Raw genomic sequence first — 24,440 nt, forward strand, 5'->3', positions numbered from 1 at the left:
TGCCTCTGGGGGTCCCGACCGGCTCACCCCCGCTGTCGCGGGGAGATCTCGGGTGCGGGCGCCGCGCCGGAGGCGGTTGCTGTACTACCCAGAGTACGCGCCTGGGCCACCGCCGGTTCCCCAGGCTCGGTCGTCCGGGCTCCGCCGACCAGTGCGTACCAGGCGTCCCGCCGGGCCTGTCGCACGCTCGCGCGCGCCGATCCGAACGCCGCGCGGGCGGCGCGCCGCGCTTCGGAGGCGGCCTTGCGGGCCGGGGCCCAGACGCCGTCCCGCAGCAGGCGGCCGACCGGCGCGCACACGGTCCGGTAGATCAGGACGGCGGGACGGCCCAGCAGGTGCCAGGCGGCCCGGGCCAGGGCTCGGCCGACGGCGCGGGAGACGAACCCGGCGATCCGCCAGCCGACCCGGAGGGCGCCGACGACCTCCCGCCCGACCGGGACGAGGACGTACCGCCACAGCAGACCGAGCGGGAGGACGAAGCCGTAGCGGACGGCCGGCACCAGCACGTACCGCCACAGGCCCACCCACGGCCACACGAACACGGCCTTGGCCAGGACGCCCAGGCCCCGTCCGATTCCGGTGAGGAGCCAGGCGATGCCGTGTCCGAGCGGGGTGAGGACGGTGGCGTACAGCCATCCGGCCGGGATCGCGAAGCCGTAGCGGGCCAGCGGCAGGACGCCGTACCTCCACAGCCCGGCGGCGAGGAAGGCGAGCCCCCGGCCGACGGGCGCGAGGATCCAGCGGTAGGCCCAGCGCGCGGGAAGGACGAGGCCGTAGCGGACGGCCGGCACCAGGACGTACCGCCACAGGCCCACCCACGGCCATACGCACACGGCCTTGGCCAGCCAGAGGGCAGCGATGCCCAGGCCGCGGAGGAACGGGGCCAGCACCTGGCGGCCCAGCCAGAGGAGGGGGACGGCCAGCCGTCCGCCGAGCCATCCGAGCCCGCGGGCCAGCGGCCGCCACACCGCCCGTTCGAGGAACCGCCCGCCGGCGGCCAGGAGGTCCCAGACCATCCGTACCGGCACGACGACCAGCAGGACCACGAGGCGTACCGGAATCCTGACGAACGCCGTCACACAGCCCTCGGGGGCGGGACGCGGCTGCGGCTTCTCCATGCTCATGCTGGGAATGACGCGACGGCCCGGCGGAGGGTTTCCCCTCGCACCGGGCCGTCGTCGGAGTGTGACCGGAACGGGCTACTGGACGACCGTCAGCGGCAGCAGCTTCTTGCCGGTCGGGCCGACCTGGATCTCGGTCTGCATGGCCGGGCACACGCCGCAGTCGAAGCACGGCGTCCAGCGGCAGTCCTCGACCTCGGTCTCGTCCAGCGCGTCCTGCCAGTCCTCCCAGAGCCAGTCCTTGTCGAGACCGGAGTCCAGGTGGTCCCAGGGCAGGACCTCTTCGTAGGTGCGCTCGCGGGTGGTGTACCAGTCGACGTCGACGCCCTGCTCGGGCAGCGTCTTCTCGGCGCAGGCCATCCAGCGGTCGTACGAGAAGTGCTCGCGCCAGCCGTCGAAGCGGCCGCCGTCGTCGTAGACCGCGCGGATGACCGCGCCGATCCGGCGGTCGCCGCGCGAGAGCAGGCCCTCGACGATGCCGGGCTTGCCGTCGTGGTAGCGGAAGCCGATCGAGCGGCCGTACTTCTTGTCGCCGCGGATCTTGTCGCGGAGCTTCTCCAGGCGGGCGTCGGTCTCCTCGGCGGAGAGCTGCGGCGCCCACTGGAAGGGGGTGTGCGGCTTGGGCACGAAGCCGCCGATCGACACCGTGCAGCGGATGTCGTTCTGGCCCGACACCTTGCGGCCCTCGGCGATCACCTTGACCGCCATGTCACCGATCTGCAGGACGTCCTCGTCCGTCTCGGTCGGCAGGCCGCACATGAAGTACAGCTTCACCTGACGCCAGCCGTTGCCGTACGCGGTGGAGACGGTCCGGATCAGGTCCTCCTCCGAGACCATCTTGTTGATGACCTTGCGCATGCGCTCGGAGCCGCCCTCGGGGGCGAACGTGAGGCCGGACCGGCGGCCGTTGCGGGTCAGCTCGTTGGCGAGGTCGACGTTGAACGCGTCGACCCGGGTCGAGGGGAGGGACAGACCGATCTTGTCCTCCTCGTACCGGTCGGCCAGGCCCTTCGCGATGTCGCCGATCTCGGTGTGGTCCGCCGAGGACAGCGAGAGCAGGCCGACCTCCTCGAAGCCGGTCGCCTTCAGACCCTTCTCGACCATCTCGCCGATGCCGGTGATGCTTCGCTCCCGCACGGGGCGCGTGATCATGCCGGCCTGGCAGAAACGGCAGCCGCGGGTGCAGCCGCGGAAGATCTCGACGGACATCCGCTCGTGGACGGTCTCGGCGAGCGGGACCAGCGGCTGCTTGGGGTACGGCCACTCGTCGAGGTCCATGACGGTGTGCTTGGACACCCGCCACGGCACACCGGAGCGGTTGGGGACGACCCGGGCGATACGGCCGTCGGGGAGGTACTCGACGTCGTAGAAGCCGGGGATGTAGACCGAGCCCGTCCTGGCGAGCCGGAGGAGGACCTCCTCGCGGCCGCCGGGGCGGCCCTCGGCCTTCCAGCCGCGGATGATCTCGGTCATGTCGAGGACGGCCTGCTCGCCGTCGCCGATGATCGCCGCGTCGATGAAGTCCGCGATCGGCTCGGGGTTGAAGGCCGCGTGGCCGCCCGCGAGCACGATCGGGTGGTCGACGGTCCGGTCCTTCGACTCCAGCGGGATGCCCGCGAGGTCGAGGGCGGTGAGCATGTTGGTGTAGCCCAGCTCGGTGGAGAAGCTCAGGCCGAAGACGTCGAACGCGCCCACGGGCCGGTGGCTGTCCACGGTGAACTGCGGGACGCCGTGCTCCCGCATCAGCTCTTCGAGGTCCGGCCAGACGCTGTAGGTGCGCTCGGCGAGGACGCCCTCCCGCTCGTTCAGCACCTCGTACAGGATCATGACGCCCTGGTTGGGCAGGCCGACCTCGTACGCGTCCGGGTACATGAGCGCCCAGCGCACGTCGGCGGACTCCCACGGCTTGACCGTGGAGTTCAGCTCTCCACCGACGTACTGGATCGGCTTCTGCACGTGCGGGAGCAGAGCTTCGAGCTGCGGGAAGACAGACTCGGCAGCAGACATCTCGAACCTTCGTGAGCTGGCAGGGGGCGACTCTCAAGCGTACCCGCTCCTCAGAAGCCGACCGCCGCCCTCGTTTTCGTCGCCGAGGTCCGCTTCCAGACCTCGGGGAACCGGTCCTCCAGGGCCGCGCCGAGCGCCTCCTCCCGGCCGTACAGCAGCCCCCAGACGAAGGCCGGCTCCCCCGCCGCGTGGGCCTGGATCGCCAGGGTGCGCAGGGTCTCGCGGGCGACGACGCTGTCCTGGTGGTCGCCGAGGAGCGACTGGACGGACTTGATCCGCCGGGCGAAGCGCTTGACGGGCTTGCCGAGGGCCGGGGTGGCGGCCTCGGCGGCGTAGCGGGTGCGCTTGGCGGCCTTGCGGGCCCCGTGCAGGGCGAGGTCGCGCTCGTGCCCGGGGGGAAGGGACAGGGCGCGGTCGACCCGCCCGGCGAGCCGGTCGTAGTCCTTGCCGACCGCCTTGGTGAGGACCTTCGGGGCGTCCCGGTGGGCGGCCTTGCGCAGCGGCGGGTCGGCGACCAGCGCGTGCAGGGTCCGCAGGAGCGCCAGGTGGCGGTCGGAGTCGAGGGCGGCGAGGGCCGTGCGGCGCGCGTCGGCGCCGACGGCGGCGTCCCAGACGCGGAGCCGGGCGCGGACGGGCCCGAGGAGCAGGGTGTCGGGGACCGCGTCGACCCGGTCGGCCAGGTGGGCGGCGAGAACCTCCTGGTCGCGGGCCACGCCGAGCTCCCCGGCCAGCCACTTGAGCTCCTCGCCGATGGGGTCGGTGACGGTCCGGTCGAGGACCTTGCCGTACGTCTTGAAGGCGCTGCGGAGCCTGCGGGTGGCGACGCGCATCTTGTGGACGGCGTCGGGCAGCTCGCGCCGGACGGCGGGGTCGTAGCGGACGATCGCCTCGACCTGTTCCCGTACGTACGCGAGGACGCGGCCGCCCGCGGTGTCCTCGCCGAGGGCCGGCGGCCGGGTCGCCGGGTCGGCCGCGGGCGGTGCCGGGGTCGTCTCCGCCAGCGCCCTGGCCAGCTTCGACGGGGCGGTGGAGGGCCGTACGCCCGCCTTCCTGAGCCGCTTCTCGACCGCGTCGAGGAGGCCGGGGTCGGCGCCGTCCGCCAGCTCGACCTCGATCTCCTTCCAGGAGGCGGTCGCTCCCCCGTCCTCGCCGAGACGCTCGGCGAGGACGGTGTCCACCGACACCTCGGCCAGCAGGGTCCCCGCGTCGTCCAGCAGATGGCGGACGGCCCGGGAGGAAAGGAGCCGGACCACGGGGGCGACCTCGCCGCCCAGGGTCCGGGAGCGCAGCAGCCCGGCCAGCGACTCCGGGAGGGTGTCGTCCAGCGGGGCCCTGATCTCGTCGCGCACCCCGGGGGCGACGGGCAGCTTGAGGTGCCAGCCGGCGTCCCCGCCGCCGGTGCGGCGGCGCAGGGTCAGGGAGCCGGCGGCCAGGCGGAGGTCGGCGGTGTCGTAGTAGACGGCGTCGAGTTCGTCGACGCCTCTGTCCTGGACGGCCGAGACCCCCGGGGCCCGGGTGAGGTCCGGCAGCCTCGTCTCGTCGGTGGCTTCGTACTTCCGCTCGATCTCGCGCTTCGTCTCGGCCATGTATCGAATCTAGTCGCCAACGGGCTTTCGCGCAGAGCGGCTTGGGTCTCAGGCGGTCATCGGCCGCTGGACCCGGATCGACTGGAGCAGCCCGATCGCGACCCACACGGCGAACATCGACGAGCCGCCGTAGGAGACGAACGGCAGCGGCAGTCCCGCCACCGGCATGATGCCGAGCGTCATGCCGATGTTCTCGAAGGACTGGAACGCGAACCAGGCGATGATGCCGGCGGCGACGATCGTGCCGTACAGCTCGGTGGTCTCGCGGGCGATGCGGCAGGCCCGCCAGAGGATGACGCCGAGCAGGCCGAGGATCAGCGCGCCGCCGAGGAAGCCCAGCTCCTCGCCGGCGACGGTGAAGATGAAGTCGGTCTGCTGTTCGGGCACGAACTGGCCGGTGGTCTGGTGGCCGTTGAAGAGCCCGGCGCCGTACAGCCCGCCGGAGCCGATCGCGATCCGGGCCTGGTTGGTGTTGTAGCCGACGCCCGCCGGGTCGAGCTCGGGGTTGGCGAAGGCGGCGAAGCGGTTGAGCTGGTACTCGTCGAGCACACCGAGCGCGGCGACGAGGAGGGCGCCGGTGACCCCGGCGGCGATGAGGCCGAGGACCCAGCGGTTGGAGGCGCCGGAGGCGAGGAGCACTCCCAGCACGATCACCACCATGACCATCACCGAGCCGAGGTCGGGCATCAGCATGACGATGCCCATCGGGAGGGCGGCCAGGACGAGCGCCTTGGCGACGGTGAGGTGGTCGGGGTGGATCTGGTCGCCCGCGTCGACCTTGGAGGCCAGCAGCACCGCCATGATCAGGATGATCGTGATCTTGACGAACTCGCTGGGCTGGAGGGAGAAGCCGCCGCCGAGGACGATCCAGGCGTGCGCGCCGTTGATGGTGGCGCCGAGCGGGGTGAGGACGGCGAGGATCAGCAGGACGGAGATGCCGTAGAGGACCGGTACCGCGCCGCGCAGGGTGCGGTGGCCGAGCCAGACGGTGCCGATCATCAGGGTGAGCCCGATGCCGGTGTTGAGGACGTGGCGGAAGAGGAAGTAGTACGGGTCGCCCTGGTTCAGCTCCGTACGGCCCCGGGTGGCGGACCAGACGAGCAGGGCGCCGAGCAGGGACAGGGCGATGCTGGAGAGCAGGATCGGCCAGTCGAGCCGGCGCAGCACCGAGTCCCGGGCGGTCAGCTTCGCGATCGGGCCGCGTTCGGGGGCGTACCGGGAGACGGAGAAGCCGTGGGGTGCGGTCATCGGGTCAGTCCCTCCAGACGGCGGGGGGCGGGCCCGCGAGTGGCTCCTGCCCGCCTTCCCTCTTCTTGTTCGGGTCGACCAGCTGTGCCGCGGGGTCGTACGGCTTGATCGTGGGCGTCTCGATGGTCCCGTCGGCGAGGATCCTCGGCAGCGTCTTCTGCGGCTGGGGCAGCAGGGCCCGCCCGAGGTCCTGGTTGCCCTCGTCGTCGAGGCCGTAGATCGCGTCGTAGATGTTGCGCACGGCGGGGCCGGAGGCGCCGGAGCCCGTACCACCCTGGGAGATCGTCATGACGATCGTGTAGTCGCGGGTGTAGGTCGCGAACCAGGAGGTGGTCTGCTTGCCGTAGACCTGGGCGGTGCCCGTCTTGGCGTGCATCGGGATCTTGTCCTGTGGCCAGCCGCCGAACCGCCAGGCGGCGGTGCCGCCGGGCTCGACGACGGAGCGCAGGCCCTTGTCGAGGTCCTTGATGGTCTGGGCGTCGACCGGCAGCCTGCCGTGGGGCTTGGGCTTGATCTCGGTGACCTTCTTGCCGTCCGGGCTGATCACGGCCTTGCCGATGGTGGGGTTGTAGAGGGTGCCGCCGTTGCTGATGGCGGCGTAGGCGGTGGCCAGCTGGATGGGGGTGATGAGGACGTCACCCTGTCCGATGGCGAAGTTGATGCTGTCGAAGGCCTTCAGCTGGTTGCCTTCGAGGCAGCTCTCGTAGGCGATCTGCTCGACGTACGAGCCGCCCTTCTTGCCCTGCTTGCACCAGGCGTCCTTGTTGGCTTCCCAGAAGCTCTTCTTCCACTGCCGGTCGGGGATGCGGCCGCTGACCTCGTTGGGCAGGTCGACGCCGGTCTCGGAGCCGAAACCGAAGTCGTGGGCGGTGCGGTAGAACCAGTCGTGGGCGTCCTTCTTGGGCTTGAGCCCGCCGTCGCGCTGCCACTCCTGGTGGCCCAGACGGTAGAAGACGGTGTTGCAGGAGAACTTGAGGGCGTCCCCGAGGGTGATGGGGCCGTGCCCCTGCGACTCGAAGTTCGCGAAGCTGCGGTTGCCCATGCTGTAGGAGCTGCTGCAGTTGTAGAGGTCGTTGAAGGGGTGGCCGCCGCGGACGGCCGCGCTCGCCGACACGACCTTGAAGACCGAGCCGGCGGGCGCCTGGCCCTGGATGGCCCGGTTCAGCAAGGGGTAGTTCGAGTTCTTGTCGGTGAGGCGGGCGTACTCCTTGCCGGAGATGCCGCCGATCCAGGCGTTGGGGTCGTAGTCGGGCTGGGAGGCCATGGCGACGACCCGGCCGGTCCGGGACTCCAGGACGACGACGGCGCCCGCGTCGGCCTCGTAGGGACGGCCGGTGATCTTGTCGGTCTCCTTGCGGACGGTCTCCATGGCCGCGTGGAGTTCGAACTCGGCGACGGCCTGGACCCGGGCGTCGATGCTGGTGACGACGTTGGAGCCGGCCACGCCGGGGTCGGACTCGCTCTGGCCCATCACCCGGCCGAGCTTGTCGACCTCGTACGACGTGACGGCGGCCTTGCCGCGCAGCTGCTTGTCGTAGGTGCGCTCCAGGCCCGAGCGGCCGACCTGGTCGGAGCGCAGGTGCGGCGAGTCGGTGTCCTTGGCCTTCTCGATCTCCTCGTCGGTGACCGGCGAGAGGTAGCCGAGGACCTGCGAGGAGCGGGCCTTGCCGGGCGCGGGGTAGCGCCGGACGGCGGTGGGTTCGGCGGTGATGCCGGGGAAGTCCTCGGCGCTCTCCCGGATCGTCAGGGCCTGCTGGGTGGTGGCCTCGAGCGTGACCGGGATGGGCTGGTAGGGCGAGCCGTTCCAGCAGGGCTGCGGCGTCTGGGAGTCGCAGAGCCGGACCTTGTCCATGACGTCCTTGGGCTTCATGCCCAGGACGCCGGCGAGCCGGGTGAGGACGCCCTTGCCGTCGTCCTTCATCTTCATCAGCGCGGTGCGGGACGCGGAGACGACCAGCCGGGTCTCGTTGTCCGCGAGGGGGACGCCGCGGGCGTCGAGGATCGAGCCGCGCACGGCGGGCTGGACGACCCGCTGGACGTGGTTGCTCTTCGCCTCGTCGGTGTACTCCTTGCCGTTGCGGATCTGGAGGTACCAGAGGCGTCCGCCGAGGGTGAGGAGGAGGGAGAAGACGAGGACCTGGATGATGACGAGACGGATCTGGACCCTGGGTGTCCGCCCGGTCTCCGGGATGTTGCTCATACTGCCGGTGCCCCCTCGGTCACAGTCGCTTGACGCCCTTGATGCGGCCCGCTCGCGCGGCTCTGCCCCGGGCCGCCTTGACGAGCAGGCCTCCGCGCTGGTTGCCGATCCGCAGGCCGGTGCCGGAGGAGAGCCAGCCGGAGGCGACGTCGGTGGCGGCGCCGCCACCGGCGTCGGCGAGCGGGTCGTTGTCCACCTTCCGGGCCAGCGCCATGATCATCGGCACGGTGAAGGGCGCGAGGAGGAGGTCGTAGACGGCCGCGGTGAAGAGCAGGAAGCCGAGGCCGACGTGGCGGGCGGCGGTGTCCCCGACGAGGGCACCGACCCCCGCGTACAGCAGGGTGGTGCCGACCGCGGCGACGACGACCACGGCCATGGGCCCGCTGGCGGACTTGAGCCGGCCGTTGTCGGGGCGGGCGAGGCCGGCGAGGTAGCCGATGACGCAGAGGACGAGGGCGTAGCGGCCGACGGCGTGGTCCGCGGGCGGGGCGAGGTCGGCGAGGAGGCCGGCCCCGAAGCCGATGAGGCAGCCGCCGACGGGGCCGTACACCAGAGCGAGGCCGAGGACGGTCAGCAGGACGAGGTCGGGGACGGCGCCGGGGAGCTGGAGCCGGGCGAGGACGGAGACCTGGATGACGAGGGCGACCACGACGAGGGCCGTGGAGAGCAGGATGCGGTTGAACTTCATTCCTCAGTCCCCCTGCTCTTGGTTCTGTCCGTCGGCCGGCGCCTGCCCCGGCGGCCGGCCGTCCGGCGCGGCGGGCTGCTGCCCGTCCTGTGCCTGGCCCTGTGGTTGGCCCTGTGGTTGGCCGTCCTGCACCTGTCCCTCGACCTGCCCCTGCGGCTGACCCGCCTGCTGGCCGGGCTGCTGGCCGGGCGGCGGAGTCGGCGTGATGGTGACCGTGACGGTCGGCGCCGGCTTGGGCTTGGGCGGCAGGACCATGTCGCGCGGGTCGGTGCGCGGGGCCTGGACGACGACGCCGACGATGTCGAGCTTGGTGAAGCCGACGTACGGACGGACGTAGACGTTACGGGTGAGGCCGCCGCCCGGCGGGTCGACGCGGACGACCTCGCCGACGGGCACGCCGGGCACGAAGGGCCGGTCGGCGTGGGAGCCGAAGGTGACCATCCGGTCCCCGGGCTTGACCTTGGCCTTGCCGTTGAGGAGCTGGACGAGGAGCGGGCGGTCGCCCTGGCCGGTCGCGAAGCCGAGTTCGTCGGTCTTCTCCATGCGGGTGCCGACGGTGAAGTCGGGGTCGCTGGCGAGGAGCACGGTCGCCGTCGAGGGGCCGACCGTGGTCACCCGGCCGACGAGGCCCGCGCCGTTGAGGACGGTCATGTCGCGGGTGATGCCGTCGTTGGCACCGGCGTCGATGGTGACGGTCCAGGAGAAGCCCTGGGCCGCTCCTATGGCGACGACCTCGGCGGCCTTGATGCCGTACTGCCCGGCGCCCGCCGTCTTCAGCATGGTGTCGAGCTCGCGGACGCGGCTGCGATTGCGGTCGTCGCTGCCGAGCTTGGTCTTGAGGGCGGCGTTCTCGCGCTCCAGCGCGGCGATCCGGGTGTGGCGCTCGCCGGAATCGCGCACGGCTCCTATGGCGTTGCCGATCGGGTCGACGGCCGCCGCGACGCCGTTCTCCACCGGGCCGAAGACCGCGGCGGCGGCCTGCCGGGCGCCGTCGACCGGTGACTCCTGGCCTCCGCGGATGTCCACCGTGATCAGTGCGAACGCGATGGCGATCAGCAGCACCAGGAGCAGCCGGCTCTCTCGTGTGTCCCTCACGTGCGGCGGCCGTGCCTTTCCTCTTGGTTCGGTTGTTCCGTGCGGTCTGTGCCGGTGTACCGACGATCCGCTGTACGGGTGTTCTTACCATCCGTGCCGGCGGCCCCCCGGACCGAGGTGCCCGGGGGCCGGCGCGGACGGTCCCGGAACCGTCAGCGGCGGGGCTGGGCGTCCAGCACCTGCTGGAGCGCCTCGAACTCCTCCACGCACTTGCCCGAGCCGAGCGCCACCGAGTCCAGCGGGTCCTCGGCGATGTGGATCGGCATTCCGGTCTCGCGGCGCAGCCTCTCGTCGAGGCCGCGCAGAAGTGCGCCGCCACCCGTGAGAACGATGCCACGGTCCATCACGTCACCGGAGAGCTCGGGCGGACACTTGTCGAGCGTGGTCTTCACGGCGTCGACGATGGCGTTGACCGGCTCCTCGATGGCCTTGCGGACCTCCGCGGCGGAGATGACCACGGTCTTGGGCAGACCGGAGACGAGGTCGCGGCCGCGGATCTCGGTGTGCTCGTCCTTGTCGAGGTCGTACGCCGAGCCGATGGTGATCTTGATCTGTTCGGCGGTGCGCTCACCGAGGAGGAGCGAGTACTCCTTCTTGATGTGCTGGATGATCGCGTTGTCCAGCTCGTCGCCGGCGACCCGGATGGACTGTGCCGTGACGATTCCTCCCAGCGAGATCACGGCGACCTCGGTGGTGCCGCCGCCGATGTCCACGACCATGTTGCCGGTCGCCTCGTGCACGGGGAGTCCGGAGCCGATGGCGGCGGCCATGGGCTCCTCGATGATGTGCACCTGTCGGGCGCCGGCCTGCGTCGACGCCTCGATGACGGCGCGGCGCTCGACTCCGGTGATGCCGGAGGGAACGCAGACGACGACCCGGGGGCGGGCGAGGTAGCGGCGCTTGTGGATCTTGAGGATGAAGTAGCGGAGCATGCGCTCGGTGATCTCGAAGTCGGCGATCACGCCGTCCTTCAGAGGCCGGACGGCGACGATGTTGCCGGGGGTCCGGCCGATCATCTTCTTCGCCTCGGCACCGACCGCGAGGATCCCGCCGGTGTTGGTGTTGATCGCGACGACGGACGGCTCGTTCAGAACGATGCCTTTACCCCTGACGTACACCAGCGTGTTGGCGGTCCCGAGGTCGACAGCCATGTCACGGCCGATGAACGACATTGAGTTCCCCTTGTTTCCCATGAGGATGCGTCGGGCCTTCCCAATTGGAGCGTTGACGGCTTCTCAGGTCGGCGAGGTGGTGGGTGCGGGTGGTGCGGCGTGGAGTTTTCCATCGTAGTGCCGCCCGCACGGATACCGCGCGGTGGCCCACCTCTGTATAGGTGACGGTAGGACGCAGCGATGCGTTCCCGGTTACGTCGTTCATATGCCTGGGGGCGACCGAAATTCCATCGGTCGCCCCAGGTCGTTGCTGTGGATGGCTGACACGGGGTCAGCTCCGGGTCATGCCAGGCCGGGGAAGAAGATCTTCAGTTCCCGAATGGCGGATTCCTCGGAGTCCGAGGCGTGGATCAGGTTCTCCCGGACGATGGTCCCGAAGTCCCCCCGGATGGACCCGGGGGCCGCGGCGATCGGGTCGGTCGGGCCGGCCAGGGTGCGCACGCCCTCGATGACGCGCTCGCCGTCGACGACCAGGGCGACGACCGGGCCGGACTGCATGAAGCCCATCAGCGGCTCGTAGAAGGGCTTGCCCTTGTGCTCGCCGTAGTGCAGCTCCAGCGTGTCCTGGTCCAGGTGGCGCAGCTCGAGGGCGGAGATGGTCCAGCCGGCCTTCCGCTCGATCCGGCCGATGATCTCGCCGACCAGCCCGCGGCGGACGGCGTCGGGCTTGAGCAGGACGAGCGTGCGCTGGCTCACGGTGGAGACTCCTTACGAAATGCGGTGTGCGGACCTCAGAGGCTACAGGTCCCGCACGGCCGACGATTACGCAGCGTCAAGCCGTACGGATGCCCGCACGCGGACGGGGTCGCGCGCGGGCGTGGGGCCGGACGGGGCGGGCGTACGGGAGCGGGCTCCCGGCCAGACGGGACTTTCGAAACACGCCCTAGGCCGGGTTGGGCTCCGACGTGGGCGTCGCCGTCGCGGGGTCGGCCGTCTCCGCCGCCTCCGCCTGGGCGGCCCAGCGCGCCTTCGCCTCGTCGATCGTGCGGCCGTAGCGGATCGAGGCCCACCACAGCACCGCGAAGGTCGCGCCGAGGAAGAACATCACCGGCACCACGAACCCGCTCGCGATGAGGGCGATCTGCAGCGCCCAGCCCAGCTGGAGCCCGCCCGGGCGGGTGATCATCCCGCAGAGCAGCACCGACAGCAGCATCGCGACGCCGCACACCGTCCAGACCGCGGTCATGGACAGGCTGTCGTCCTTCATGGCGACGAGCCCGGCGAACCCGATCACGAAGAACTCGCCGATCAGCGTCGAGGCACAGAGCGTACGCATGGGATTCAGCGCCTTCCGAGCAGCAGCCGGGCGTCCCCGACGGTGAAGATCGATCCGGTGACCAGCACACCCGCGCCGGCGTACTCGTCCTCTTCCTCCGCGAGGGTGATCGCCGCCTCGATGGCGTCGTCCACGCGCGGCTCGACGACCACCCGCTCGTCGCCGAAGACCTCGACGGCGAGCGCGGCGAGCGCGTCCACGTCGGTGGCGCGCGGACTGGAGTTCGCCGTGACGACGACCTCGGCGAGGATCGGCTCGAAGGCCTCCAGCAGGCCCCTGGCGTCCTTGTCGGAGCTGGTGGAGATCACGCCGATGAGCCGCGAGAAGCCGAAGGCCTCGCTGATGCCCTCCGCCGTCGCCCGGGCGCCGGCCGGGTTGTGGGCGGCGTCCAGGATGACGGTCGGGGAGCTGCGGACGACCTCCATCCGGCCGGGCGTGGAGACCGAGGCGAAGGCGCGGCGGACCGTGTCGACGTCGAGCGTCCGTGCGTGCTCGGCGCCGATGCCGAAGAACGCCTCCACCGCCGCGAGGGCGACGGCGGCGTTGTGCGCCTGGTGGGCGCCGTAGAGCGGGAGGAAGATGCCGTCGTACTCACCGCCGAGGCCGCGCAGGGTCAGCAGCTGGCCGCCGACCGCGATCTCGCGGCTGACGATGCCGAACTCCATGCCCTCGCGGGCCACCGTGGCGTCCACCTCGACGGCCTTCTTCAGCATGACCTGCGCCGCGTCCACCGGCTGCTGGGCCAGGACGACCGTCGCGCCCTGCTTGACGATCCCGGACTTCTCGCCCGCGATCGCGCCGGGCGTGTCGCCGAGCCGGTCGGTGTGGTCGAGGTCGATCGGGGTGACGACGGCGACCGAGGCGTCGATGACGTTGGTCGCGTCCCAGGTGCCGCCCATGCCGACCTCGACGACGGCGACATCCACCGGCGCGTCGGCGAAGGCCGCGTACGCCATTCCGGTCATGACCTCGAAGAAGGAGAGCCGGAACTCCTCGCGGGCGTCGACGAGGTCCACGTACGGCTTGATGTCCTCGTACGTCTCGATGAACTTCTCGGCCGAGATCGGGGCGCCGTCGAGGCTGATCCGCTCGGTGATCGTCTGCACGTGCGGCGAGGTGTACCGGCCGGTGCGCAGCTCGAAGGCGCTCAGCAGCCCCTCGATCATGCGGGCGGTCGACGTCTTGCCGTTCGTCCCCGTGATGTGGATCGAGGGGTACGCGCGCTGCGGCTCGCCGAGCACGTCCATCAGGGCGGCGATCCGGCGGACCGACGGCTCGAGCTTGGTCTCGCCCCAGCGGGACGCGAGCTCGGTCTCGACCTCGCGCAGCGCCTTGTCCACCTCCGGATCGGCGGGCCGGGAGGGCACGGGGTCACCCTGGGGCGGACCGGCCTGCGCGCGCAGGGTGCGGCTGCCGGCCTCGATCACCGCCAGGTCGGGGTCACGGTCGGTCTCGGCGTCGACGATGTCGTCGAACGGGTCGCGGGGCTCACTCACGGGGCCAGTCTACGGAGGCCCACCGACAGGACCGCGGACCCACCCCATTCGGGACTTTCGCCCCAGGGGGCCGGGGCCGCCCGCGGGTCGGGGCGAGCGGGTGCCCGCGGGTCGGGGCGCGCGCCGGTCGGGGCGCACGGGGCCCGCGGGTCGGGGCGCACCGCTAGGCCGGGCCGAAGCCCGTCGGAAGCAGCGCCGTCACCCGGTACACGTCCCCGTCCGGTCCGGCCTTCAGCGTGCCCCCCATGCTGGTGACCCGCTCCTCCATCGAGAACAGGCCCGTCCCCGTCGAGACCGGCACCCGGTCCGGCGGGGTCTCCGGCAGCGGGTTGACGACGTCGATGCGCAGGTCACGGCCGGCCACCGTGATCGCGACGGTCACGGGCCGGCCCGGCGCGTGCTTGGCCGCGTTCGTCAGGCACTCCTGGACCACCCGGTGCACGGCCGTCTGGCGCAGCGGCGACAGCGCCTTGGCCTCCTCGGCGACCGTCAGCGCGACCGGCCCGCCCATCCGCTCGCTCTCCCGGGCGAGGGCGCTCAGCCCTTCCAGGCCGGGGGTCGCCGCGCCTCCGTCGGCCCGGCGCACGATCGTCTCGTTCAGCATGTGGTGGGCGCGGCGGGCGGTGTCGGCGAGTTCGTCGAAGTCCTTGCGGTACGCCCCTCCCCCGGCCCGGACGGCCAGCACCTCGGCCCGTACCGCGAGGACGGTCAGCTCGCGCCCCACCAGGTCGTGGACGTCCCGGCCCACCGAGATCCGCTCTTCCTGGACGGCCTGGCGGGCGGTGGCCTGGGCGCGCTGCGACTCCAGCGCGCGGACGAGGTCCTGCCGGTAGGCGGCGATGCCGACGCCCGAGGCGAGGACGCCGATCGGCACCACGAGGCTCAGGAAGTCGCTCAGCGTGTCACCGTGCCGCCCGGGCCAGCCCGGGGCGTGGAACAGCGCGTAGGCCACGGCCACATAGAGGACGGTCGCGAGGACGGCCATCCGGCGGCCCCGGAAGCGGCCCAGCGAGTACAGCGCGAACTGGATCATGGTCAGCTCGTGCAGCCAGCCCATCAGGGCGAGCGCGACGAGGTACGGGACCCAGGGCAGCCGCCGTCGCAGCACCAGCGTCGAGGCGCCGGCGGCGAGCACGAGCGTGGCGGTGACCCCGGTCAGGGAGTTGTCGGCGCGGGCGAGGCCCGGCACGTCCAGGAGCATCAGGGCGAAGGCGCTCAGCGCCGTGACGACGTCGAGGGCCCGCGGCGATCCGGCCCACCGGTCCACGCGGCGCCGCAGCGCGGGGACGGCGGGGAGGCGGAGCATGCCTTCCATCATGCAAGGTCCTTGGACCCGAAGGGACGGACTTTGGTCACAAGTCGCGTGATGTCAGGCACTCCGGACAAACGCGAAGGGCCCGGGACCGGCCGGTCCCGGGCCCTTCGCGTCGGATCACGCCTGCGGCAGCCGCTCCAGCTGCGCCTGGATGCGGGCGATGTCCTCGTCGGCCTTGGCGAGCCGCGTCCGGATCTTGTCGACCACGTTGTCCGGCGCCTTGGCCAGGAACGCTTCGTTGCCGAGCTTTCCGTTGGCCTGCGCCTTCTCCTTCTCGGCGGCCGCGAGGTCCTTGGCGAGCCGCTTGCGCTCCGCCGCCACGTCGATGGTGCCGGAGAGGTCGAGTGCGACCGTGGCCCCGGCGACCGGCAGGGAGGCGGTGGCCGAGAAGCCCTCGCCCTCCGGCTGGAGACGCAGCAGCTGCCGGATGGCCGCCTCGTGCGGGGCGAGCGCGGTCCCGGCGAGGTCCAGGCGGGCCGGGACCTTCTGCCCCGGCTGGAGCCCCTGGTCGGAACGGAATCGGCGGACCTCGGTGACGACCTGCTGGACGAGCTCGATCTCGCGCTCGGCGGCCTCGTCGCGGAAGCCGGAGTCGGCGGGCCAGTCGGCGATGACGATGGACTCCTGACCGGTGAGCGTGGTCCAGAGCGTCTCGGTGACGAACGGGACGACCGGGTGCAGCAGCCGCAGCGTCACGTCCAGGACCTCACCGAGGACGCGGCCGGAGACCTTGGCCTGCTCGCCGCCGGCGAAGAACGTCGTCTTCGACAGCTCGACGAACCAGTCGAAGACCTCGTCCCACGCGAAGTGGTAGAGGGAGTCGGACAGCTTCGAGAACTGGTAGTCGTCGTAGAAGGCGTCGACCTCGGCGACCGTCTTGTTGAGACGGGAGAGGATCCACCGGTCCGTGGCGGACATCTGCGACGGGTCCGGCAGCGGGCCCTCGACCGTGGCGCCGTTCATCAGCGCGAAGCGGGTCGCGTTCCAGATCTTGTTGGCGAAGTTGCGGGAGGCCTGGACCCAGTCCTCGCCGATCGGGACGTCGACGCCCGGGTTCGCGCCGCGCGCCAGGGTGAAGCGGACGGCGTCGGAGCCGTACGTGTCCATCCAGTCCAGCGGGTTGACCGCGTTGCCGAAGGACTTCGACATCTTCTTGCCGAACTGGTCGCGGACCATGCCGTGTAGGGCGATGGTGTGGAACGGCGGGGTGCCGTCCATCGCGTACAGGCCGAACATCATCATCCGGGCGACCCAGAAGAAGAGGATGTCGTAGCCCGTGACCAGGACGGAGTTCGGGTAGAACTTCGCGAGGCTGTCGGTCTGCTCCGGCCAGCCGAGCGTGGAGAACGGCCACAGGCCGGAGGAGAACCAGGTGTCGAGGACGTCCGTGTCCTGGTGCCAGCCCTCGCCCGTCGGCGCCTCGTCGTCCGGTCCGACGCAGACGATCTCCCCGTTGGGGCCGTACCAGACGGGAATGCGGTGACCCCACCACAGCTGGCGCGAGATGCACCAGTCGTGGAGGTTGTCGACCCAGTCGAAGTACCGCTTCTCCATCTCCTGCGGGTGGATCTTGACCCTGCCGTCGCGGACCGCGTCACCGGCGGCCTTGGCGAGCGGGCCGACCTTGACCCACCACTGCATGGACAGCCGCGGCTCGATGGTGGTCTTGCAGCGCGAGCAGTGGCCGACCGAGTGGACGTACGGACGCTTCTCGGCGACGACGCGGCCCTCGGCGCGCAGCGCGGCGACGATGGCGGAGCGGGCCTCCAGACGGTCCAGGCCCTGGAAGGGGCCGTGGGCGGTGATGACCGCGCGCTCGTCCATGACCGCGAGGCTCGGCAGGTTGTGGCGCTGGCCGATCTCGAAGTCGTTCGGGTCGTGAGCGGGCGTCACCTTGACGGCGCCGGTGCCGAACTCGGGGTCGACGTGCTCGTCGGCGACGACCGGGATACGGCGGCCCGTCAGGGGCAGCTCGATCTCGGTGCCGACCAGGTGCTTGTACCGCTCGTCGTCCGGGTGGACGGCGACGGCCGTGTCACCGAGCATCGTCTCGGCGCGGGTCGTCGCGACGACGATCTCCGAGTCCCCGGAGCCGTAACGGATGGAGACCAGCTCGCCGTCGTCGTCCTGGTACTCGACCTCGATGTCCGAGATCGCCGTCAGACAGCGGGGGCACCAGTTGATGATGCGCTCGGCGCGGTAGATCAGCTCGTCGTCGTAGAGCCGCTTGAAGATGGTCTGGACGGCCTGGGAGAGGCCCTCGTCCATGGTGAAGCGCTCGCGGGACCAGGCGACGCCGTCGCCCAGGCGCTTCATCTGGCCGGAGATCTGGCCCCCGGACTCGGCCTTCCACTTCCAGACGCGCTCGACGAACGCCTCGCGCCCCAGGTCGTGGCGGGACTTGCCCTCCTTGGCGAGCTCCCGCTCGACGACGTTCTGGGTCGCGATGCCGGCGTGGTCCATGCCCGGCTGCCACAGCGTCTCGTAACCCTGCATCCGCTTGCGGCGGGTGAGGGCGTCGATCAGCGTGTGTTCGAAGGCGTGACCCAGGTGGAGCGACCCCGTCACGTTCGGCGGCGGGATGACGATCGTGTACGGCGGCTTCTCGCTGTTCGCGTCCGCCTCGAAGTAACCGCGCTCTACCCAGCGCTCGTACAGCTTCCCCTCTACTTCGGCCGGCGCGTACTGGGTCGGCAGTTCGGGGTTGGCTGCTGGCTGCTGCTGAGTGTTCTCGGTCACGGGGCCAGTTTAGGGGTGTGGCGGCGTGGTCCCGAAACTCGATTGTTCGGTAACGGTGTGGGCCCCGCCGCCCCGGGCCGACCGGCGTTCCGCGAGGATGTTCGTCACGCATAAACATCCTGTGAGGGGAACCTGTCCATGAGCTACAACCAGCCGGGCCCGTACGGCGGCCAGCCGCAGCAGCCCGGGCCCTACGGCGGCCAGCAGCCAGGCCCCTACGGCCAGCAGCCGCAGGCGCCCCAGCCCGGTTACGGCTACCCGCAGCAGGCCCCGCAGGGCGTCCCGCCGCAGCAGCCGCCGTACGGATACCCGCAGGGCGGCCAGCAGCCGGGTCCCTACGGACAGCCTCCCCAGCAGCCGCCGTACGGCCAGGCCCCCGGCGCCTACCCGCCGCCCCCGCCCGGCGCGCCGAAGAAGAAGACCGGCCTGATCATCGGCGCCGCGGTCGTGGCCCTCGCCCTGGTGGCCGGCGGTGCCTGGTACTTCACCGCGGGCGGCGGCGGTTCGTCGGTCGCCGACGACGGCCCGCACAAGCTGATCACCCCGGAGACGGTGCTCACCGAGTACAAGAAGCAGCCCGGCAGCGGGGACACGAGCGGCAAGGACAGCCTCAAGGCGGCCCAGCAGAAGGGCGTCAAGAACGCCACGGAGGTCAGCGCCGCCTACGACGTGAAGAACGAGGCCAACCCGCTCAGCGGCAAGCTGATCTCCTTCAGCGGCCTCTACGGCGAGGTCAGCGACCCCGAGCAGGTGGTCGACGACATCTTCGCGTACATCAAGTCGGAGTCCGACAAGGACAAGGCGAAGGGCAAGGACAACGAGCCGGTCCTGGTCGGCAGCCCGCAGGAGTACGAGCCCGCGGAGCTGGACGGCGCCGTCCTCAAGTGCCAGCAGGCCAAGTCCGAGGCCAACGCCGCCACCTCCACGCCGGCGTTCACCTTGACGGTCTGCGTCTGGGCCGACCACAGCACCGTCGGCTTCGTCGCGCCGATGGACATGGGCTCCCTGCTCACCGGCAAAGCGGGCACCCCGGAAGAGGCCGCCGGCATCGCGGCCAAGCTCCGCAAGGAAGTCCGCGTCAAGATCTGACCGGCCGGTCCGGTCCAGTCCGGTCCGGTCCGGACACGACGGAGGGGGTCCCGCCGACGGCGGGACCCCCTCTCTCGTACGCGCTCTCCGCGTCAGGCCGACTTCTCGTGCCGCCCGTCGTTCTTCACGATCCTCGGCACCAGCGTCGGGTTCACGTTGTTGCGCACCACGTCCGCCGTGATGACCACGCGCGCCACGTCCTTGCGGGACGGGACCTCGTACATCACCGACATCAGGACCTCTTCCATGATGGCCCGCAGGCCACGCGCGCCCGTGCCGCGCAGGATCGCCTGGTCGGCGATGGCCTCCAGGGCCGGGCGGTCGAAGTCCAGCTCGACGCCGTCGAGTTCGAAGAGGCGCTGGTACTGCTTCACCAGCGCGTTGCGCGGCTCGACGAGGATCTTGAGCAGGGCCTCGCGGTCGAGGTTGTGGACCGAGGTGATGACCGGGAGGCGGCCGATGAACTCCGGGATCATCCCGAACTTCACCAGGTCCTCGGGCATGACCTCCTGGAACTGGTCGCTCGCCTCGATCTCGCGCTTGGAGCGGATCGTCGCCCCGAAGCCGATGCCCTTGGCGCCCGCCCGCGACTCGATGATCTTCTCCAGGCCGGCGAAGGCGCCGCCCACGATGAAGAGCACGTTCGTCGTGTCGATCTGGATGAACTCCTGGTGCGGGTGCTTCCGGCCGCCCTGGGGCGGCACGGAGGCGGTGGTGCCCTCCAGGATCTTGAGCAGCGCCTGCTGCACGCCCTCGCCCGAGACATCGCGCGTGATCGACGGGTTTTCGCTCTTCCGGGCGACCTTGTCGATCTCGTCGATGTAGATGATCCCCGTCTCGGCCTTCTTGACGTCGTAGTCGGCCGCCTGGATCAGCTTCAGGAGGATGTTCTCGACGTCCTCGCCGACATAGCCGGCCTCCGTCAGCGCCGTCGCGTCGGCGATGGCGAACGGAACGTTCAGCATCCGGGCCAGCGTCTGCGCGAGGAGCGTCTTGCCGGAGCCCGTGGGCCCCAGCAGCAGGATGTTGGACTTCGCCAGCTCGATGGCGTCGTCACGGCCCGCCCCGCCGCCGTTCTCGCCGGCCTGGACGCGCTTGTAGTGGTTGTACACCGCGACCGAGAGGGCCTTCTTCGCGGGCTCCTGCCCGACGACGTACCCCTCGAGGAACTCGTAGATCTCGCGGGGCTTGGGGAGTTCCTCCCACCGCACCTCGCTCGTCTCCGCGAGTTCTTCCTCGATGATCTCGTTGCAGAGGTCGATGCACTCATCGCAGATGTACACACCGGGTCCTGCGATGAGCTTCTTCACCTGCTTCTGGCTCTTTCCGCAGAACGAGCACTTGAGCAGGTCGCCGCCATCACCGATGCGTGCCACGAGGTGCTTCCCCTTCGCCTGGGAGCGCCTGGTTCAGCGACTCCTGGTGCCTCATATTCGACGGTACCTTGCCGGGCCCCCCGTTCGGGCCCCCCTTGGCACGGTTCACATGGACGGGAATGCGCCATGATCACCACCATGCTCCCCGTGCCGCGGGAAGGTCGAGCGTCAGGCTGCCGCGGCGGCCGTGCTCTTGCGGGTCGAGACGATCTGGTCGACGAGGCCGTACGCCAGGGCGTCCTCGGCGGTCAGGATCTTGTCGCGCTCGATGTCGTCGCGGATCTTCTCGATCGGCGTCGACGAGTGCTTGGCCAGCATGTCCTCCAGCTGCGTACGCATCCGGAGGATCTCCCTGGCCGCGATCTCCAGGTCGGAGAGCTGCTCGCGGCCGGTGCCGCCGGACGGCTGGTGGATCAGCACGCGGGCGTTCGGCAGGGCCATCCGCTTGCCGGGGGTACCGGCGGCGAGCAGCACGGCCGCGGCGGAGGCCGCCTGGCCCATGCAGACCGTCTGGATGTCCGGCTTCACGAACTGCATGGTGTCGTAGATCGCGGTCAGCGCGGTGAAGGAGCCACCGGGGCTGTTGATGTAGATCGAGATGTCACGGTCGGGGTCCATCGACTCCAGGCACAGCAGCTGCGCCATGACGTCGTTGGCCGACGCGTCGTCGATCTGCACGCCGAGGAAGATCACGCGCTCCTCGAAGAGCTTCGCGTACGGGTCGTACTCGCGCACGCCCTGCGAGGTGCGCTCGACGAAGCGCGGGACGACGTACCGGTTGTCCACCTGGGGGCCGGAGTAGAGGCCGCTCGCGGAGAAGTTCGGGGTCATTGGGGTGTTCACCATCCTGGTGGCGTTCAGCGGGCTGGGATCGGTGCGGAAGGGCCGCGGGCTCAGGCGCCCGTGCCGCCGCCGCCCGGAACGCCCGAGGCGGCAGAGATGATCTCGTCGATGAGGCCGTAGTCCTTGGCCTCCTCCGCGGTGAACCAGCGGTCGCGGTCGCCGTCGCGGATGATCGCCTCGACGGTCTGGCCGGAATGCAGCGCGGTGATCTCGGCCATGCGCTTCTTCGTACGAAGGAGGTACTCGGCCTGGATCTTGATGTCCGAGGCGGTGCCGCCGATGCCGGCGGAGCCCTGGTGCATCAGGATGTCGGTGTTCGGCAGCGCGAAGCGCTTGCCGGTGGCGCCGCCGGTGAGCAGGAACTGGCCCATCGAGGCCGCCATGCCCATACCGATGGTCACGACGTCGTTGGGGATGTACTGCATGGTGTCGTAGATGGCCATGCCGGCCGTCACCGAGCCACCAGGGCTGTTGATGTAGAGGTAGATGTCCTTGTCCGGGTCGGCGGCAAGGAGCAGCATCTGCGCGGTGATCTTGTTGGCGATCTCGTCGTCGACCTGCTGGCCGAGGAAGATGATGCGCTCGCCGAGCAGCCGGTTGTAGACATGGTCGCCGAGGCCGCCACCGATGGACGGCTCACCCGCGGCGTAAGGCATCAGATTCGTCACGTATCCACCTGCTCGTCTCTGACGGCTCCGGCCGTCTCAGCGTCTCTCGTACTAAGGACGGGGTACGACCCTGCCCTCGTATTCATGGACCCTAACGCGCAGGTCGGACAACGCCATCCCGCTTCCCGAACTGTTCGCTGGGAGCGCAAGGTAGTTGGGGCGTCCGCGCGTTCGGACCGCATACGGTCACGGGCCCGGGCGCACCGCAGTGCGTCCGGGCCCGTGGACCGGTCCAGCGCGAGGCTCGGGCCTCGTTACTTCTCGTCGACCTCGGTGTCGCCGGTGGCGGCCTCGGCCGCGTCGGTGGCGGCCTCGGTCTCGTCCTCGTCGTCCTCGAGGTCGACGGTCTCACCGTTGGTGTCGACGACCTTGGCGGCCTCGACGACGACCGCGAGGGCCTTGCCGCGGGCGACCTCGCCGACGAGCATCGGCACCTGGCCGCCCTCGACGACGGCCTGGGCGAACTGGTCGGGGCTCATGCCGGAGGAGGCGGCGCGGCGCATGAGGTGCTCGGTGAGCTCCTCCTGGCTGACGTTCAGCTTCTCCTTGTTGACGAGCTCATCGAGGATGAACTGCGTCTTGATGCCCTTCTCGGCCTGCTCCTTGGTCTCGGCCAGGAACTCCTCCTCGGTCTTGCCCTGGATCTCCAGGTACTTCGCGAGGTCGAGGCCCATCTGGCCGAGCTGGTGGTGCTCCAGGTTGTGCTTGCGGGTGTTGATCTCGTCCTCGAGGAGCTTCTCGGGGATCGGGACCTCCGCCAGCTTCAGCAGCTCGTCGAGGACGCGCTCCTGGGCCTGGGTGGCCTGGTCGAACTGCTTCATGTTCTCGAGGCGCTTGCGGCTGTCGGCCTTCAGCTCGTCGAGGGTGTCGAACTCCGACGCCATCTGCGCGAAGTCGTCGTCCAGCTCGGGGAGCTCGCGGGCGGCGACGGCGGTGACCTTGACGGAGACCTCGGCGTCCTTGCCCTCGGCGGAGCCGCCCTTCAGCTGCGAGCTGAAGGTGGCCTCGCCGCCGGCCTCCAGGCCGGTGACGGCCTCGTCGATGCCGTCGAGGAGCTCGCCGGAACCGATGGTGTACGAGACGCCCTCGGCGACACCGTCGGGCAGGACCTCGCCGTCGACCTTGGCCTCGAGGTCGATGGTGACGACGTCACCGTCGGCGGCGGCGCGCTCGACCGGGTTGGTGGAGGCGAAGCGCTCGCGCAGCTGCTGCACGGACTTCTCGACGTCCTCGTCGGTGACCTCGACCGCGTCGACGGTGATCTCGATGCCGGAGTAGTCCGGGATCTCGATCGCCGGACGGATGTCGACCTCGGCGGTGAAGGCCAGCAGCTCGCCGTCCTTCAGCTCGGTGATGTCGACCTCGGGCTGACCCAGCGGGTTGACCTCGGCTTCGTTGACGGCCTCGGTGTAGAACTTCGGGAGGGCGTCGTTGACGGCCTCCTCCAGCACAGCACCACGGCCGAACCGCTGGTCGATCACGCGCGCCGGGATCTTGCCCTTACGGAAGCCCTTGACCGTGACCTGCTGGTTGATCTTCTTGTACGCCGCGTCGAGGCTGTCCTTGAGCTCCTCGAAGGGCACCTCGACAGTGAGCCGAACCCGGGTCGGGTTCAGGGTCTCCACGGCGCTCTTCACGGTTCGGTCTCCTTGGTGGCTGATTCTTGGATTCTGCCGGTGCCGCGCGGGGGCGGTTCCGGCCGATCGGCCCGGTCAGAGAGACACACGGGCACGCAGCTTGCATAGTAACCGCAAGCGGGAGGCGGCCCACAACGCGATCTTGTGTTCCGTGATCTTGGTGGTCGGGGTGGCGGGATTTGAACCCACGGCCTTCCGCTCCCAAAGCGGACGCGCTACCAAGCTGCGCCACACCCCGTCGGTGCGACACGTAGGGTACATGGACGGGGACAGCGCGACGCCCCCTGTGGAAGGAGCGTGCGGGGACCGCCCGGGACCCGCTACGATGCTGTCCGTGCCGCGGCCCTCGTGACCTGCGGCGCGCTCTGTGCGGGCGTAGCTCAATGGTAGAGCCCTAGTCTTCCAAACTAGCTACGCGGGTTCGATTCCCGTCGCCCGCTCCATACGCCGCCGGCCCGGCCCCTTCCGAGGGGCCGGGCCGGCGGCGTTCTCGCGTCACCCCGGAGCCTGTCGGCCCGGAGCGTGTCGCCTGGGAGCGTGTCGGCTCAGAACTTGATGGAGGCGACCGTCTGCGTTATCGAGTCGAGGAAGCGCTGGATGTCGTCGGCCATGCCCGTGGAGGCAAGGAAGAAGCCGAAGAGCACCGCGACGACGGCCGGGCCGGCCTTCAGGCTTCCGCCGCGGATCAGCACCACCATGATGATCGCCAACAGCAGCACCACGGACAGTGAAATGGCCACAACTGATCACACCCTCGGTCGGTCCCGCCTTGCCGCCCGGGAGCGTGCGTCACAGAACACCCCCGCAGCACCCATGGTGCCACCAACTTCCTGCCCCGGAACGCCCGGTGGGCAATCGTCCGCGTTCGAATCGAGCCAACCGTC

General features: G+C 70.4%; 19 protein-coding genes and 2 tRNA genes. 2 read left to right on the plus strand and 19 right to left on the minus strand.

The features are described 5' to 3' along the window. Positions 1 to 23: 23 nt before the first annotated feature. The 13 genes from ACFZBD_RS23550 to ACFZBD_RS23610 form a co-directional block, all read right to left on the minus strand. Entirely contained in the window at positions 24 to 1,124 is a 1,101-nt protein-coding gene (locus tag ACFZBD_RS23550) for a hypothetical protein (RefSeq protein ID WP_391142646.1), read from the minus strand. Between the two features lie 75 nt (positions 1,125 to 1,199). Further along, positions 1,200 to 3,128: a TIGR03960 family B12-binding radical SAM protein gene (locus ACFZBD_RS23555; RefSeq protein ID WP_391142649.1), complete on the minus strand. Its 1,929-nt coding sequence runs from the start codon at positions 3,126 to 3,128 to the stop codon at positions 1,200 to 1,202. Positions 3,129 to 3,178: 50 nt separating this feature from the next. Continuing rightward, complete coding sequence (locus tag ACFZBD_RS23560) at positions 3,179 to 4,714, minus strand: CHAD domain-containing protein (protein ID WP_391142652.1); 1,536 nt, start codon at positions 4,712 to 4,714, stop codon at positions 3,179 to 3,181. Between the two features lie 48 nt (positions 4,715 to 4,762). Then, entirely contained in the window at positions 4,763 to 5,962 is a 1,200-nt protein-coding gene (gene rodA / locus ACFZBD_RS23565; protein ID WP_391142654.1) for a rod shape-determining protein RodA, read from the minus strand. A gap of 4 nt (positions 5,963 to 5,966) precedes the next feature. Further along, complete coding sequence (gene mrdA / locus ACFZBD_RS23570; protein ID WP_391142656.1) at positions 5,967 to 8,162, minus strand: penicillin-binding protein 2; 2,196 nt, start codon at positions 8,160 to 8,162, stop codon at positions 5,967 to 5,969. A gap of 19 nt (positions 8,163 to 8,181) precedes the next feature. Further along, positions 8,182 to 8,850, minus strand: coding sequence for a rod shape-determining protein MreD (mreD, locus tag ACFZBD_RS23575; protein WP_391142658.1), 669 nt, complete (start codon positions 8,848 to 8,850; stop codon positions 8,182 to 8,184). A gap of 3 nt (positions 8,851 to 8,853) precedes the next feature. Beyond that, the gene (mreC, locus tag ACFZBD_RS23580; protein WP_391142660.1) at positions 8,854 to 9,945 is read right to left on the minus strand and encodes a rod shape-determining protein MreC; all 1,092 of its coding nucleotides are present in this window, start codon (positions 9,943 to 9,945) and stop codon (positions 8,854 to 8,856) included. 152 nt (positions 9,946 to 10,097) lie between these two features. Further along, positions 10,098 to 11,117, minus strand: a complete 1,020-nt coding sequence (locus ACFZBD_RS23585) for a rod shape-determining protein (protein ID WP_189824232.1) — start codon at positions 11,115 to 11,117, stop codon at positions 10,098 to 10,100. A 282-nt stretch (positions 11,118 to 11,399) separates the two neighbouring features. Then, positions 11,400 to 11,813 carry a nucleoside-diphosphate kinase gene (gene ndk / locus ACFZBD_RS23590; protein WP_391142663.1) on the minus strand — a complete coding sequence of 138 codons (414 nt, stop codon included), beginning with the start codon at positions 11,811 to 11,813 and terminating at the stop codon, positions 11,400 to 11,402. A gap of 187 nt (positions 11,814 to 12,000) precedes the next feature. Beyond that, a complete protein-coding gene (locus ACFZBD_RS23595) occupies positions 12,001 to 12,393 on the minus strand; it encodes a DUF4233 domain-containing protein (RefSeq protein WP_391142665.1) in 393 nt (130 codons plus the stop codon). A 5-nt stretch (positions 12,394 to 12,398) separates the two neighbouring features. Further along, positions 12,399 to 13,889 carry a glutamate ligase domain-containing protein gene (locus tag ACFZBD_RS23600; protein WP_391142667.1) on the minus strand — a complete coding sequence of 497 codons (1,491 nt, stop codon included), beginning with the start codon at positions 13,887 to 13,889 and terminating at the stop codon, positions 12,399 to 12,401. Positions 13,890 to 14,052: 163 nt separating this feature from the next. After that, positions 14,053 to 15,207, minus strand: coding sequence for an ATP-binding protein (locus tag ACFZBD_RS23605; protein ID WP_391142668.1), 1,155 nt, complete (start codon positions 15,205 to 15,207; stop codon positions 14,053 to 14,055). 114 nt (positions 15,208 to 15,321) lie between these two features. After that, positions 15,322 to 17,943, minus strand: coding sequence for a valine--tRNA ligase (locus ACFZBD_RS23610; RefSeq protein WP_391142670.1), 2,622 nt, complete (start codon positions 17,941 to 17,943; stop codon positions 15,322 to 15,324). A 138-nt stretch (positions 17,944 to 18,081) separates the two neighbouring features. Here ACFZBD_RS23610 and ACFZBD_RS23615 point away from each other — a divergent pair, with 138 nt between their 5' ends. Next, on the plus strand, positions 18,082 to 19,032 hold the full coding sequence (locus ACFZBD_RS23615; RefSeq protein ID WP_391142672.1) for a hypothetical protein: 951 nt from the start codon (positions 18,082 to 18,084) through the stop codon (positions 19,030 to 19,032). A gap of 92 nt (positions 19,033 to 19,124) precedes the next feature. Here ACFZBD_RS23615 and clpX read toward each other — a convergent pair whose 3' ends face one another. The 5 genes from clpX to ACFZBD_RS23640 all read right to left on the minus strand — a co-directional run bounded on the left by clpX (position 19,125) and on the right by ACFZBD_RS23640 (position 23,794). Beyond that, a complete protein-coding gene (gene clpX / locus ACFZBD_RS23620) occupies positions 19,125 to 20,408 on the minus strand; it encodes an ATP-dependent Clp protease ATP-binding subunit ClpX (RefSeq protein ID WP_158987286.1) in 1,284 nt (427 codons plus the stop codon). 168 nt (positions 20,409 to 20,576) lie between these two features. Beyond that, positions 20,577 to 21,254 (minus strand): ATP-dependent Clp protease proteolytic subunit, encoded by a 678-nt coding sequence (locus ACFZBD_RS23625; RefSeq protein WP_391142674.1) that lies wholly within the window; start codon positions 21,252 to 21,254, stop codon positions 20,577 to 20,579. Between the two features lie 47 nt (positions 21,255 to 21,301). After that, positions 21,302 to 21,907, minus strand: a complete 606-nt coding sequence (locus ACFZBD_RS23630; RefSeq protein ID WP_391143333.1) for an ATP-dependent Clp protease proteolytic subunit — start codon at positions 21,905 to 21,907, stop codon at positions 21,302 to 21,304. Between the two features lie 266 nt (positions 21,908 to 22,173). Beyond that, positions 22,174 to 23,556 carry a trigger factor gene (gene tig, locus ACFZBD_RS23635; protein ID WP_391142676.1) on the minus strand — a complete coding sequence of 461 codons (1,383 nt, stop codon included), beginning with the start codon at positions 23,554 to 23,556 and terminating at the stop codon, positions 22,174 to 22,176. Between the two features lie 161 nt (positions 23,557 to 23,717). Then, positions 23,718 to 23,794: transfer RNA gene (locus ACFZBD_RS23640), tRNA-Pro, on the minus strand. A 131-nt stretch (positions 23,795 to 23,925) separates the two neighbouring features. On the opposite strand from ACFZBD_RS23640, the gene ACFZBD_RS23645 reads away from it, so the two are divergent. Continuing rightward, positions 23,926 to 23,999, plus strand: a tRNA-Gly gene (locus ACFZBD_RS23645). 102 nt (positions 24,000 to 24,101) lie between these two features. On the opposite strand, the gene ACFZBD_RS23650 is transcribed toward ACFZBD_RS23645, so the two are convergent. Next, positions 24,102 to 24,296 (minus strand): hypothetical protein, encoded by a 195-nt coding sequence (locus ACFZBD_RS23650; RefSeq protein ID WP_030210679.1) that lies wholly within the window; start codon positions 24,294 to 24,296, stop codon positions 24,102 to 24,104. Positions 24,297 to 24,440: the final 144 nt, after the last annotated feature.

The organism is Streptomyces sp. NPDC008121, assembly GCF_042957155.1.
In the GTDB taxonomy this organism is placed as follows: Bacteria; Actinomycetota; Actinomycetes; order Streptomycetales; family Streptomycetaceae; genus Streptomyces.

Excerpts from the sequence above, each read along its gene's own strand:
- mreD (WP_391142658.1), bottom strand. The coding sequence starts at position 8,850 with ATGAAGTTCAACCGCATCCTGCTCTCCACGGCCCTCGTCGTGGTCGCC.
- ACFZBD_RS23625 (WP_391142674.1), bottom strand. The coding sequence starts at position 21,254 with ATGGTGAACACCCCAATGACCCCGAACTTCTCCGCGAGCGGCCTCTAC.
- rodA (WP_391142654.1), bottom strand. The coding sequence starts at position 5,962 with ATGACCGCACCCCACGGCTTCTCCGTCTCCCGGTACGCCCCCGAACGC.
- ACFZBD_RS23585 (WP_189824232.1), bottom strand. The coding sequence starts at position 11,117 with ATGTCGTTCATCGGCCGTGACATGGCTGTCGACCTCGGGACCGCCAAC.
- ACFZBD_RS23550 (WP_391142646.1), bottom strand. The coding sequence starts at position 1,124 with ATGAGCATGGAGAAGCCGCAGCCGCGTCCCGCCCCCGAGGGCTGTGTG.
- ACFZBD_RS23595 (WP_391142665.1), bottom strand. The coding sequence starts at position 12,393 with ATGCGTACGCTCTGTGCCTCGACGCTGATCGGCGAGTTCTTCGTGATC.
- ACFZBD_RS23615 (WP_391142672.1), top strand. The coding sequence starts at position 18,082 with ATGAGCTACAACCAGCCGGGCCCGTACGGCGGCCAGCCGCAGCAGCCC.
- ACFZBD_RS23560 (WP_391142652.1), bottom strand. The coding sequence starts at position 4,714 with ATGGCCGAGACGAAGCGCGAGATCGAGCGGAAGTACGAAGCCACCGAC.
- mrdA (WP_391142656.1), bottom strand. The coding sequence starts at position 8,162 with ATGAGCAACATCCCGGAGACCGGGCGGACACCCAGGGTCCAGATCCGT.
- ACFZBD_RS23555 (WP_391142649.1), bottom strand. The coding sequence starts at position 3,128 with ATGTCTGCTGCCGAGTCTGTCTTCCCGCAGCTCGAAGCTCTGCTCCCG.
- ACFZBD_RS23605 (WP_391142668.1), bottom strand. The coding sequence starts at position 15,207 with ATGATGGAAGGCATGCTCCGCCTCCCCGCCGTCCCCGCGCTGCGGCGC.
- ACFZBD_RS23630 (WP_391143333.1), bottom strand. The coding sequence starts at position 21,907 with ATGCCTTACGCCGCGGGTGAGCCGTCCATCGGTGGCGGCCTCGGCGAC.